The following is a 12,645-nucleotide window of genomic DNA, read 5'->3' as shown; positions in this document are numbered from 1 at the left end:
GGAGCGCCAATGTTCGTCACCATCCTGAGATTCGCGGAGAACCGGGCCGCTGCGCCGGAGTTCATGGCCGCGCACAATGACTGGATCGCCCAGGGCTTCGCGGCCGGCGCATTCCTCTGCGTCGGCTCACTCCAGCCTGCCGCCGGGGGCGCGATCCTCGCCCATGGCGAAAGCCGGGCGGCGCATGATGCACGCATCGCTGCCGATCCCTTCGTCGTGCAGGGTATCGTGACCGCCGAGACCTACGAGATCGACCCCAAGCGCACCGTCCCTGCCCTCGACTTCGTGAAGGCAGCGGCATGAACGCGACCGTTCCCGGTCGAGACGGCCGGCCACGCTGCCGCTGGTGCGCCGCCGCGCCCGAGTTCTTCGACTATCACGACCGCGAATGGGGCTTCCCGGTCGTGGACGACATCAGGCTTTTCGAGAAGCTCTGCCTCGAGAGCTTTCAGTCTGGCCTGAGCTGGCGCACCATCCTTGCCAAGCGCGAGAATTTCCGCGCCGCGTTCGCCGGGTTCGATTTTCGCAAGGTGGCGCGGTTCGATGAGAGAGACGTGACGCGACTGCTGGAGGATAGCGGCATCGTGCGTCATCGCGGCAAGATCGAGGCGGTCATCAACAATGCCCGCCGCGCCTGCGAGCTGGCCGATGACGAAGGCTCGCTTGCGGCATTCCTCTGGCGCTTCGAGCCGACCGACGATGGCGCCCGCCCGCAAAGCCGCTCGACGTCCCCCGCTTCCGAGGCCCTGTCGAAGGAACTGCGCAAGCGCGGCTGGAAATTCGTCGGGCCGACCACCGTCTATGCCTTCATGCAGGCGATGGGCCTGGTCAACGACCACGCGGAGGAATGTGTCATGCGGAATGAAGTCGAGAGAGCCCGCGCGGCGTTGTCCCTCCCTACGTGACGGCATGTCCGAAATGGGCTCAATCGAGCCATTCGTTGCACAGGACACCAACGGCGGCAACGGGGTAGAGAGTGGCCATCGATCAGCCAGCCGCAAACTTCCGCCATTGGCGCTTCTTTCGCGTTCCTCACCAGGCAAGGCAAGGCAACGCAAAAAAGCCCCCCTCTTGCACCCACCGGGGAACGTGAAAGATCGGCCCGGCCCGCATCAGGTGGGAAGCGGAATGGCGGCTTTCGGCAGCCAGTTGGCGAAAGCCGACGTTCCGTCCAAAAGTCGATGTCCCGATTGAGCCCTTGGCGGGCATGTCTTAATGCAGCTAGCTCGAGGGCTCCGAGCCTCTCTCCAGAAGGCAGGCTGCCACATCCTCGGAGAACCGCCTGCGCTTGGCGGCGACGACGACGCATTCCGGATACTCGGGATCCCGCTGAGCGCCCGGCATACCGTGCTCGACAAGCGCCTCGGCGCAAGCCACCCAATCGCCGTCCTCGACAGGCCGGTTCCACGAGGCCCAGCCCAACGTACCGCACACATTGTCGCCGTGGCCGTGTTCCTCGGTCCAAGACGCGCCGCGCGCGAGCAGGTGACGCGCCAGCCCGGCGTCGCCGCGGAACACGGCGTGATTCAGGGCGCTCGCGCTCCAATCGCCGCCGCGAACCGAGATTGGCCAACCAAGGTCGGCCATCAGGCGGACAGGCCCGGAACAGCCGGCTGCGGCGAGTTCCGGAAGCATCCGCAGCCGGGCTTCGCCGAGAGCAGCCGGAAGATCGGGCCTCCGGGCCTTGATGCGCCCGGCCGCCTCGGCATCGTCGCCGGCGCAGGCGGCCACGAAAAGGTCCTCGTCGTCAATGTCGGCGGCGACGCCTGCCCTTTCAAGCACGGCGGCCACCTCCGGCAGGCCGTATCGCAGCGCCTGGGTGTAGGCACCAACGCCGTCCCGCGTTCTGACCATGGGATCGGCGCCCGCTTCGAGCAGCGCCTCGATATGGGCGGGCGAGCGACGACGCCGGATCGCCCAGAGAACCAGCTGGCCATCCTTCAGATCGTCGGCGCCGGCGGCATGCGACAGAAGCAGCCTGAGCGTGTCGAGATCGTCGAAGTCGAGGCATCGATAGAGCGCGTTCGTGCCGCTGACGACGGCTCCGGCTTCGAGCAGGATAGGTGTGCAGACCGGCTTATCCAGAGAGTGATAGAGGGACTCCCCATCGTTCGGATCGGCGCCCGCCGCCAGAAGCCGTCGCGTGAGGTCGGGATCGTGGTTCACGCCGGCCGCGCCGTGGAGCGCCGAGGCCTGCCACTCCCGAGGCGACGCGCCGGCCGAAGACCCCCAGCGCCTGCTCACGGACCGGTTCGGATCGGCGCCGGCCTCGAGCAGCAGATCGACCACCTTGTGCAGATGGTCCGTATACTCAGGGGCGCGGAGCAGGCTCGAATGGGTCGCGGCGACAAGCGGGGTGAGATCGAGCGGGCCGCCGATCCGGTCGAGCCAGGACGGGTCCGCCCCGATCTGGCGGCGGACCGTCTCCACGTCTCCGGCGGCGCAGGCAACCCAGGCATCCCGCTTGGGCAAGTCCGGATGGTCTGCCAGAAGCCGTGCCGCAGCGCCTGGCCTGGCGCCATTGGTGCCGCCGGCCATGTCCCCCGCATAAACCAAACCACAAAATGCCGCCGCCAAAGCGGCAAGATCGCTATCATTCGCCCGGCTGGCATCGACATAGGATCTGAGATCGGCCCACGATTCAAAGCCGTATTCGCGGGCGATGCAGGACTGCGCATCGTGCAGGCGCAACTTCAATCCGCCTATCGCGGCGGGATCGCGGCCCATTGCAAGGGGCAAGGCGTTGCGGAAGCGTGCGACGGCCCCCGGCGCGGCGCGCCTGAAGTCTGCCAGCAGGTCTTTCGCCTGACGCTTCAGGTGATCGATGTCGGGTCGGCTGGGGAGCGATTTCATGAAAACCTCCGTGCATCTGAAGCCGACGACTCGCAACTCGGCAGCACAAAGGCTGGAGAGGTATCAAGTTTTCAATGCAAGTGGGCTATGCCCTTCCCGCGAGTCCGGATGCAGCTTGCCCGCGCCGGGAAACCTATTTCAGAGCGCGATCCAGGTCAAACAGTCGGAGGCGCACGCAGAAGACAACGTTCGAGTTTTGGATCAGGATGAGCTATTCGGCACGCATGCCGCGGGTGCCGCCAGTTCGCACTCGTGACTTTCCGACGACCGCGTCCGATGTCCGCTTCCAGAGAAGTTGAGGGATGGCCGCCACGACTGGGTCGGGTCGAGAGCGGCCATCGATCAGCCAGCCGCAAACTTCCGCAATTGGCGCTTCTTTCGTGTTTCTCACCAGGCAAGGCAAGGTAGAAAAGCACGCCTCTTGCGCCCACTGGGGAACGTGAAAGATCGGCCCAATGCTGCCATGCGTCGATTGCACAGGGAATTCCGGTGCTGGCCCGAAGCGGACCTGGCGCCTCAGGATGCTACGGTCCGCATCCGGGTGGGAAGCGGAATGGCGGCTTTTGGATGCGAATGCGAGGAATTGGCCCTGCAATACTCGCTATCGAGCGGCCTAAACGACAGGCCTTTGAGCTTCAGGCGCGTCTTCGGGCTCCCAAGCGCTCGCATCCAGTCCCCTAACCCGGTTCACGAATACACGGTAAAACTCGTTCAGTCGCGCGGCTAGCCAATCGTGTTGGCGAGGCCAATCCGCTCGATCCTCCGGATCGATCTCGTTGAGTGGGGTCGATATCCGCGTGTCCCTGCCCTCGGGCAGTTCGTCCCAATCAAGAGCATAGCCGAGTTCCGCCTCGATCTCCGATTTCTGTTCATGGAGCAGATGGAAAAATGCTTTAGCGTCGATATTGGAGATATAAAGCTCGGCACGCACCTGTCGTTTCGGTCGCACCATCGCAGCGTTGATCCCAAAACCGCGGCGTCCGATCGAATAGGACATCCAAGATTGCGGTTGCGGCTTACGCTCTCTCGCCAGTGGGCCACCCTTCGCCATCAGGACGCTGCCCAATGCACTCCAGTAAGCCAGTTGAAGCGCCTTGGTGCCGGTAAGCTCAGCCTCGTCGATCGCTCGTGCGGCCTGCGTGACGAGTTTGTTCCAGTTGTTGGGCTTGGACACGACGTTGAAGCGGGGAGCGGCCGGCGATTCGCCGATCCTCCAAAGCTCTACCTCCACCCCAAAGAATCGGAAGGTTTCGTCGGTGATGCGGTTCAGCCAATCGAGTGTGGAGCGGTGCTCTTCGGTGAATCGGGCAGCAATCCAAACTATCGTCACGGCCTCTAGGCCAGAGGCATAAGTCAACAATTGCCCAAGATGAGAATGGTCGGTGCGCTCAAGCTGATTCTCAATCAGCACCCAAGCATTGGTGCCGATGTCCTTACATAGTGTGTCGGCGCGAAACGGCCCTACGGCTCTCTCTTGCGCTTCTAGTTCAAGCTCAAGCCCAAGCGTTTCGCCAAGTGTAAGAAGGTTTTCTTCGCGCGCCAGCCACGGCGTGAAGTGAGATGATTCACTCATCCAGATATCACGAAGCTCGATCCTTACGAGCTTACCGAGATTATATGCACTCATGCTTCCCCCTTCGTAATCCATATCCAATACCCATTGGAATGTTAAGGGGTCGAATCTGTCCTCGATCTTATCGAGCATTGGGTCGGCCGACGGCGGACATCGACAGCACGATAGGAGGCTGGCGTACGGCACATAACCTCGACCCTGCGCGCGGTTTCGAGCCGATCGCCATTGTCATGCCGCGAGCGCCGCCTTCCGCGCTGGCATAGAGCCGCAGAAATGAGTTGGACCGACAGTGGAACGACATGTCCATTTGAGTTGCGTTGAAAATGACGTCCGGAAGGAAAATTACCCCACGCGAGTTGATCTTGTGGGGTAATAGCTTGCCCAAAACCAGTCCCGTGGGGAAAGCATGGGCCGCCTTCCGCTCCCAGTCGTCCGCGGCGCGGTTCTTGCCGCGCCGCGTCACGGCTTGGCGCATGCGCTACTCCCTGCTTCCCTACTCGCCTGGCTTCATTGAACTCCTGTCGCCCTCGGCCCTTTCGCAGCCGATCGCGCTTCCGGCGGATATGGCGAATGAACGTTCAAGCTCACTTCGGTTACCAGTTTGCGGCGGAGCGCAGCGGCGTAGTCGCCTGGATCGGTCGGCGTCATCACGAAGGCCTCGGGCCCGCCAATGACGTCGTCGGAAAAATAGGATGCCAGCCGGTAGACAGGAACCTCATCCTTTGCTGTGATAACGATCGCGTTGATCGTATATCCCTTGGCAATTGCCTCCAGTCTGATCGGCTGTACGGGAAGCCCGTCATTGTTCTCGCCGTTGCCGGAGATGTCGATGATCTTCTTGGTGGCATTCCCTGGGAACTGGTCAAGAAGCAGGCTTCCGACGCCGATGGCCGAAGAAACGGATGTCCCGCCTCTGCCCCGGCGGCCATAGCCGGTATCGCCTTTCTCCCTGATGATCCGAGCGGCCGCTTCGGCGTCTTCGGGGCCGCAGATCCTCGTCCAGGGCAGCACCAGCCTTGTGCCCCCGGAACTGGCCCATTCGAAATAGGCCACGCCGATGCATCCGACATAGTTGCGGGCGATCGCCGCAGCAACCTCGGGAGACGTGAGTGCCGCAGCATGTCCTTCGCGCTGCAGGTCGGCGGTGTCAGGATCGATCGAGGACGAGAAATCGACCGCGAATACGACGGCGGCATCGACGTCGGCGGCCTGCGCCTGAAGCCCCCACAACACCAAAGCGGCCAGCGCCGCTGGCAATCCCAAGAATAGTCTTCCCATTTATTGATCCCCCCTGGTCCGTCGTGCACGACCATTCCTCCGCTTACCTGATCAGCCGTGATGACAGCGCTTGCATGCTTGGGTGGCCCAGCTTGCGCCGCGGTATTTCTGCGTTACAATCGCGTCATGAAGGGGCCCAGTACGCACCGGTGCCAATGATGACCACTGGTGACGGCGTTGCCAGCGTCAGAATTTCCTTGCTCGGCGCCTTGCTGGTCAAGAACGAGCGACACGATCACATCCAGCTGACCGGCAAGAGGGGTCCGGCCCTCCTCGCCTACCTCGCCCGCTGCGCGGGGATGGCGGCGCCAAGGGAGAGACTGGCCGACCTGCTCTGGAGCGACAGCGACGAGGACCACGCGCGCAACAGCCTCAGGCAGACGATCAGCATCCTGCGCCGGGACCTTCTGAAAGCGGGCGTGGACGTCATCCAGTCGCGGCAGGACCTGATCGGCCTCAAGGCGAGCGCCGTCGAAGTCGATGTCGAGGACTTCGAGGCCGGGTTGGCTGCCCGCTCGCCCGAAGATCTGGGAACGGCCCTGGCTCTCTATCGCGGCCCTTTCCTCGATGGTCTCCACCTGGGCAGCGACCCGTTCGAACACTGGGCGGCCGGCGAGCGCGGCCGGCTTCTGGACCGCGCGCTCGAATCCACCGAAAGGCTGGCGCGCCTCGTCGACGGGGAAGCGGGATTGGTCCTGGCCGACCGGCTGCTGACAATGGAGCCGACGCGGGAAGCGTCCTATCGGCTGAAGATGGAACTGCTGGCGGCGAGCGGCCAGCGCGACAAGGCGATCCGTACGTTTGAGACGTGCAGGAGCATGCTGAAGACGGAATTCGGCGTCCAGATCGGCCCGGAGATGCGCGCGCTGTGGCAATCCCTGGTGTCGCCCGCCAATGGGGCGTCGCATCCCGTCTCACAGACGTCGGCAAATGTCGTCCGGGCCGGTCAGCGCCTGGGGCGGCCCTCCATCAGCGTCGCCGATTTCGTCAATCTGACAGCCGAGCGGCGTGACGGTTATTTCGCCAAGGGGCTTGTCCAGGACATCACCACGGCCCTCTCGGAGGTGGCGGACTATGTGGTCGTCTCCAATGTCGGCGCCGTGGAGAAGCCTGCTCCGGGCGACGACGCGCAGCGTCCGGAGCAGCTGAGCGCGCGCTACGTGCTCGGCGGCAGCATCCAGAGATCTGGCCGCGATCTGCGGGTTAACGTCCATCTCGCCGACGCCGCCGGCGGCCACAATGTCTGGGCCCAGCGATTCGACGGCCGCTCCGAGAACGCGCTCGAATTTCAGGACCGGATCGCGCAATCCATCGTGCTGGCCGTCACCCTCGAACTGCAACTGACGCTCTGGAAGGTTCGCGACAAGAGCCCGCCCGGCCCGCCGGAAGTGCGCAGGCTCGTCAACGAATCTCTCGTGAACTATTTTGCGATGACGCGCGACTCCCTGCCGCGTGCGATCGAACTTGCCGAGCGGGCGCTGGCGATCGCGCCCGACAATGCCCGCGCCAAGCGGACGCTTTCCATCACCATGACGGTGGCGCTGGCCTGGGGCGCGCTCCCATCGCACCCTGACCATGTCGAGCGCGCTTTGGCCCTTGCGGAAGCCTCTGTACGGGCGGTTCCGGACGACGAGATCGCGCGCGTCATCCTGTCCTTCGCGCTCGAAACCGCAGGCCGGATCGACGAAGCCATCGTCGAATGCCGGCACGCAATCAGCCTCAACCCGAGCTATCCCAGCGCCCGCGGCGACATCGCCGAACTCTACGCCCTGCGCGGCCAGGTCAGCGAGGCGCTGCACGAGGCCAGCGAGGCGATCCGGCTCGGAACGCCCGACGTCATCGACTTCTGGCGCCACAACAGCATGGTCGTGGCGCTGTTTGCCGACGGCAACGATCGGCGGGCTCTCGAAGCGGCCCGCAGGGTCGTCAGGACGAAGCCCGACTTCGTCCGCGGCGCACTCTACTGGGCTGCAGCCGCGGCCGCCACGGGCAACAATGAGGAAGCTTCCCGGGCCGTTCATCATTGCCTGTCACAGCTTCCGCATCTCAACCTGGGCAATGTCTGCCCCGGTTTCGTGCCGCGCTACGTGAAGGATATGCATCATTCACGCTTCCTCGAAATGCTGGAGCGTGCCGGCCTTCCGCGTGGGGACACGACCATTTTAACGACCGACAGCGGCCGATGAATGGCAGCTCATTAGCGCTATAGCCGGCGTTTACGTTCGACCAATCAAAGGACCACCCTGGTCGGTCGGAGGCTTCGGTCCCCACCTGGTTGACGGTCGGCTATCGCTGTTTGGGCACCAGAAGCTGCCAGACCGCTACCGGCCCGAACTGCCAATATTCCCTGTTACAGCAGTTGCTGATTAGCCTCTCTGCTGAAAGTATCGGAGTGCTGGCGAAATGAACTCGGGATTCTCCCAGGTTGCATAACGCGCGCGAAGGAGCAACGGCAGATTGGCGGTCTGGGGATCAGTCTCGGCGAGCATTCTACGCACTGTTTGGAAATAGCCAAGCACTGCCTCAGGAATCTCGGCGCCGCCGAGATTTCCATGACCCGGCACAATGAGGCGCGGCTGCAACCGTATCATATCGTTGAGAGCGATTTCCCAATTTGCAACGTCAATGTCGCCGACACCGATCATAGGCGGGAAGAACGGGACGATCGGAAACATCCGCTCTTCGAGGAGGTCTCCCGCGAACAGGATGCGCTCCTGAGGCAGGAAGAGGATCTGATCCCCCGGAGAATGGGCGGTGCCCCAGGTCCGAAACCGGACCTCACGGCCGCCGAGATTGATCACGGTCTCCGCGGTGTCGTATGACTCATGCGGTGGCGTCAGTGTGATCCCGTCCAGCAGATGCTTCTGCCCTTCCGGTAGAATGCCGGCTCTGAAGCCGTCCAGCAAGGTCTGACCCGAGCGCTGAAAATAGTCCCGTTGCGCGCTATTGTAGTAGATGCGCGCGTCGCTCCTGAACACTTGGGCACCGAAGCCGTGTTCCGGATGGGCGTGGGTTACCGTCAGGATGATCCGGCGTCCCGGTGCGAGTTCTCGCGCCAGGCGCAGGACGTTCTCGGCGCTCTCGATACCAAGACCGCAATCAACCACCAGCACGCTTTCCGTGCCGACGATGATCCCGATATTCGGAACGAGCGGGATGCGCTTGTCGGGCACAAGAAAGACACCTGGCGCCATCTCCGCCGGAAAACGTGTATCCACGGTCGGTAGGGGCCGCGCGGGCGGCTGCAAGATGTCCTGCCCTTGAGCGCTTGCTGGGATCGAAACCATTCCCGCCAGTCCAGCCAAGACCGTCAGCTTCAGCAAATCGCGTCTGTTTGTGTATGCTGCCTTTTCAGTCTCCATCACATGTCTCCCTGTGTTCAGCAGCCCTCTATCGAAACGGCGTCAGTCCTTGGCCCGGTACTCTTCCGGCATGACGAAGACCTCGTCCGCACGTCCGTATCCGCCATCGGGCACTTCCTCGATCAGGACCATCGTGGTCGGACGCACAATTTCCCCGAAATAGCCGACCATGAGTTCGGTCGTCTTGTGGATCAGGTCTTCCTTCTGTGCCGTCGAAAGCGAGGCCTGGGGCAGTTTGTAGTTCGCGAAAGGCATGGTGTGTTCCTTGGGCTTGAGGGTTGCCGTTAGACCGCGCCGCCATTGGCGCGGATTGTTTGACCGTTGATCCAGCCGCTTTCCGGCCCGGCCAGGAAAGCGACGGCGTCGGCGATGTCATCGGGACGACCGAGGCGGCCGAGCGGGATCATCCGCGTGATGCTGGCGACCAGTTCCTCTGACTTGCCGCGCATGAAAAAATCGGTCTCGACCGGGCCTGGCGCGATCGCGTTCACGGTGATCCTGCGCGGGCCCAACTCCTTGGCAAGCACATGCGTCAGCGCCTCGATCCCGGCTTTCGTCGCGGCATACAATCCGTAACCGGGCTGGTAGAAGCCCACCACACTTGAGGACACGCTGATGATCCGCCCGCCATCGCGCAGCCGCTTGACGCCTTCGCGCATGCCGCGGAACGTGCCGCCAAGATTGATGGCGCAGTGATCTTCGATGTCCGCGTCCGTAGCGTCCGCTACGGGTGACAGCCGCATCATGCCTGCATTATTGACCAGTAGATCGACCGGGCCGAACGCGGCTTCAGCCGCATCGAACAGCGCGGGCATGCCGGTCGGATCGCCGACGTCAGCCTGCACCGCGACCGCCTTGCCGCCCGCCTGCTCGATGTCCTGCACGACCTGACGGGCAGTGGCCTCATCGCGCGCATAGTTCACCGTGACGGCACAGCCCTCTTGGGCCAACCGTCGCGCGATTGCCGCGCCGATGCCCTTGCCGGCGCCAGTCACGATCGCGGTTTTGTCTTTCAGTCTCATTTCTTGACCTCCGTTGCTCGGCAAGGATGGTAGGGAGAGTTGAAGACGGGATAATCACCCTTTTCCGGGCAACAAAATTCGGCTATCCCGAATAATCATGGATCGTCTCGATGCAATGCGTCTTTTCGTGCGTGTCATCGACCGTCGCAGCTTCACGGCCGCGGCGGCCGATCTGGTTATCCCGCGTTCGACGGCCACCGAGGCGATCAGGCGACTCGAGCGCGATCTCGGCAGCCGGCTGTTGGAACGAACCACCCGGCATGTGGCGCCCACGTCGGATGGCGAAGCCTATTACCGGCGGTGCCTGTCGATCCTCGCCGATATCGACGAAGCGGAGCGCGCCTTGCGGGGCGGTGAACCCTCGGGGGTGCTTCGCATCGACGCGCACGGCGCGCTGACGCGGGCTTTCCTGCTGCCGCGCCTGCCGGACTTCCTGGAAGCGTACCCACAGATCACGTTGCAGATAGGCCAGGGCGACAGGCTGGTCGATCTGGTACGCGAGGGGGTGGATTGCGTCATCCGGGCGGGCGAACCGGATGACAGCGGCCTGATCATGCGCAGGCTCCCCGATATCCCGGAGCAGACCTGCGCCAGTCCCCAATATCTCGAGCGCCACGGGATGCCGGCTTCGATCGATGATCTCGACCGACACCAGATGATCGGCTTTGTGTCGTCGCGTACTGGTCGTGTGATGCCGCTAGAGTTTCAGACCGCCGGGGGGGTCAGGGAGGTGACACTTCCCTGCCACGTGACCGCCAACGAGGCGGAGACGGCGCATCATCTCGCACGGATGGGTTACGGGCTGATTCAGGCGCCCCGCTATCGCTTCCGGGAGGATTTGGCGCGAGGCGCCCTTGTCGAGGTCCTGCCGGATCAGCCGCCGCCGCCTCTGCCGCTCGCCGCCTACTATCCGCAGAACCGCCAACTGTCGCCGCGTGTGCGGGTTTTCCTCGATTGGGTGGTGGCGGTCTTTGATGCGGCAGATCTATAGTTTGATGTACTTGCCTGCACGCGAGGCTCAGGCGTGCGCGCCCGCTGCCGATCGTTATCATTTGCACCGCAGCCGCGCACCCCGAAAGTGCTTTCGGGGCCGAGTATAGACGGCTGCTCTCGGCCCCATTCCGGTCGTCAAACCTCACTCCGTCGAACGTCTCAGATGAGGTCGAGAGCGGCCATCGATCAGCCAGCCGCAAACTTCCGCTTTTGGCGCTTCTTTCGCGTTCCTCACCAGGCAAGGCAAGGCAGAAACGCACCCCTCTTGCGCCCACTGGGGAACTTGAAGGATCGGCCCAATGCTGACATGTGTCGATCGCACGGGGAATTCCGGTGCTGGCCCGAGGCGGACCTTGCACCTCAGGATGGTACGGGTTGCATTGGTGGTGAGCGGTCGCTTCCAAAGGCACCCCGTAGGGCTCTTTCGCTCCAAATGGTGGCCATTGCCTCACTGTGAGGAATGCAAGTCGCGCGTTCGTTGATCGTGCACTCAGCTATCCGAATGTTCTCGCTCATCGAGAAAAACCGAAATCGCTGGTCTTGGCGGCTTTCTCCGTTCCAGCCTAAGCCGTGCGCGCTCACGACCGAGCCATAATGAGCCGGCCGGGATTACGAGCTGCAGAAGTCCAAAGAAGAGCGAGCTGTACACAGGCAAAAAGACTGGGTTCTCAAAGGGATTGCCCCTGAAGCCACTGTCGTCTCCACCCACTGGCAGCGGCACCACAGCGCCCAGCAATATCGCAACCAAGGCAGGCATAAGAAAGAAGCGATATGGCTTCCAGAGCTGGGATTGAGTCAGCGTAAATGGGAAATTTAGCCCCGTGCGATAGCACTTAATGGCAGCGACAATGGAGACTGCGATCGTTACTGTATAGGAAATTAAACTTGCACAAAAATAGAAATTTATGTCCACCGCAAGATAATTTTCTTTGAAGTTTCTCGCTTCAACCCAGAACTTTGGAAGCCAGGTCATTATGTTTCTTGCGACAGGGAAATCAAAAAAATGACGCGGGAAGAGTAGCATTAGAAAGTATGGGAAATATACCATCAGCAATGATCCCCACCCGAAGAAAAATCCGTAGAAGCGCTGAAACGGTGGGTCTTCAATACCCTCTGCAAGCTTTAAAAGAGATGGAACTTCCTTTTTCATCACCGTGGCCCTTTCAGCTCGCCCTTTCAGCGACATGGCTGCCCAGCAGAATATGAGACGAGTTCTTTCCCTGAGACCATTCGGTATGCAGTCTAAATTCGACTCTCCAATAAATTGCAATGGACATTCAGTGTGGAAAACGATCTGGCCCTCCGTCCGCTTTGGGACGGCCCGGACATGCCGGTGCGATTTGCGAGCGTCAGCACCGGTCGAGAGCGGCCATCGATCAGCCAGCCGCAAACTTCCGCTTTTGGCGCTTCTTTCGCGTTTCTCACCAGGCAAGGCAAGGCAACGCAGAAAAGCACCCCTCTTGCGCCCACTGGGGAACGTGAAAGATCGGCCCAATGCTGCCATGCGTCGTAAGCGCTGTTTTGGTCCCACCTTCCGGATCACGGTTTGATTGACGATGTTGAG

General features: G+C 62.2%; 12 protein-coding genes. 4 read left to right on the top strand and 8 right to left on the bottom strand.

What is annotated here, in order from left to right:
- Positions 1-9 precede the first annotated feature (9 nt).
- Positions 10-303, top strand: coding sequence for a YciI family protein (locus tag ILFOPFJJ_RS32665; RefSeq protein ID WP_173514588.1), 294 nt, complete (start codon positions 10-12; stop codon positions 301-303).
- Positions 300-905: a DNA-3-methyladenine glycosylase I gene (locus ILFOPFJJ_RS32660; protein WP_173514587.1), complete on the top strand. Its 606-nt coding sequence runs from the start codon at positions 300-302 to the stop codon at positions 903-905. Before ILFOPFJJ_RS32665 ends, ILFOPFJJ_RS32660 begins: the two co-directional genes overlap by 4 nt.
- A 316-nt stretch (positions 906-1,221) precedes the next feature.
- Here ILFOPFJJ_RS32660 and ILFOPFJJ_RS32655 read toward each other — a convergent pair whose 3' ends face one another.
- From ILFOPFJJ_RS32655 to ILFOPFJJ_RS32640, 4 genes are all read right to left on the bottom strand, one after another.
- Entirely contained in the window at positions 1,222-2,853 is a 1,632-nt protein-coding gene (locus ILFOPFJJ_RS32655) for an ankyrin repeat domain-containing protein (RefSeq protein WP_173514586.1), read from the bottom strand.
- Positions 2,854-3,466: 613 nt separating this feature from the next.
- A complete protein-coding gene (locus tag ILFOPFJJ_RS32650) occupies positions 3,467-4,558 on the bottom strand; it encodes a DUF4268 domain-containing protein (RefSeq protein ID WP_246299982.1) in 1,092 nt (363 codons plus the stop codon).
- Positions 4,548-4,901 carry a hypothetical protein gene (locus tag ILFOPFJJ_RS32645; RefSeq protein WP_173514585.1) on the bottom strand — a complete coding sequence of 118 codons (354 nt, stop codon included), beginning with the start codon at positions 4,899-4,901 and terminating at the stop codon, positions 4,548-4,550. The genes ILFOPFJJ_RS32650 and ILFOPFJJ_RS32645 overlap by 11 nt, the downstream gene beginning before the upstream one ends.
- Before the next feature lie 32 nt (positions 4,902-4,933).
- On the bottom strand, positions 4,934-5,704 hold the full coding sequence (locus tag ILFOPFJJ_RS32640; RefSeq protein WP_173514584.1) for a DUF1194 domain-containing protein: 771 nt from the start codon (positions 5,702-5,704) through the stop codon (positions 4,934-4,936).
- Positions 5,705-5,862: 158 nt separating this feature from the next.
- Between ILFOPFJJ_RS32640 and ILFOPFJJ_RS32635 the strand changes: the two genes are divergently transcribed.
- Complete coding sequence (locus ILFOPFJJ_RS32635; RefSeq protein ID WP_173514583.1) at positions 5,863-7,890, top strand: BTAD domain-containing putative transcriptional regulator; 2,028 nt, start codon at positions 5,863-5,865, stop codon at positions 7,888-7,890.
- A 180-nt stretch (positions 7,891-8,070) separates the two neighbouring features.
- Here the strand turns inward: ILFOPFJJ_RS32635 and ILFOPFJJ_RS32630 are convergent, their stop codons facing one another.
- From ILFOPFJJ_RS32630 to ILFOPFJJ_RS32620, 3 genes are read right to left on the bottom strand one after another with little or no spacing between them, the layout of a single operon-like run.
- A complete protein-coding gene (locus tag ILFOPFJJ_RS32630) occupies positions 8,071-9,066 on the bottom strand; it encodes an MBL fold metallo-hydrolase (RefSeq protein WP_173514582.1) in 996 nt (331 codons plus the stop codon).
- Positions 9,067-9,108: 42 nt separating this feature from the next.
- Entirely contained in the window at positions 9,109-9,321 is a 213-nt protein-coding gene (locus ILFOPFJJ_RS32625) for a tautomerase family protein (RefSeq protein WP_157019946.1), read from the bottom strand.
- 29 nt (positions 9,322-9,350) lie between these two features.
- Positions 9,351-10,088: an SDR family oxidoreductase gene (locus tag ILFOPFJJ_RS32620; protein ID WP_173514581.1), complete on the bottom strand. Its 738-nt coding sequence runs from the start codon at positions 10,086-10,088 to the stop codon at positions 9,351-9,353.
- Positions 10,089-10,185: 97 nt separating this feature from the next.
- Between ILFOPFJJ_RS32620 and ILFOPFJJ_RS32615 the strand changes: the two genes are divergently transcribed.
- Positions 10,186-11,079 (top strand): LysR family transcriptional regulator, encoded by an 894-nt coding sequence (locus ILFOPFJJ_RS32615; RefSeq protein WP_173514580.1) that lies wholly within the window; start codon positions 10,186-10,188, stop codon positions 11,077-11,079.
- A gap of 492 nt (positions 11,080-11,571) precedes the next feature.
- Here the strand turns inward: ILFOPFJJ_RS32615 and ILFOPFJJ_RS34805 are convergent.
- Positions 11,572-12,645: hypothetical protein (locus ILFOPFJJ_RS34805; protein ID WP_210267692.1), on the bottom strand; the 1,074-nt coding region annotated here is incomplete at its 5' end.

The sequence above is a fragment of the Sinorhizobium psoraleae genome, from assembly GCF_013283645.1.
GTDB classification, from domain to species: Bacteria; Pseudomonadota; Alphaproteobacteria; order Rhizobiales; family Rhizobiaceae; genus Sinorhizobium; species Sinorhizobium psoraleae.
Note: the sequence above shows the minus strand (reverse complement) of the source record. Positions and strands in the feature narration are given on the sequence as shown.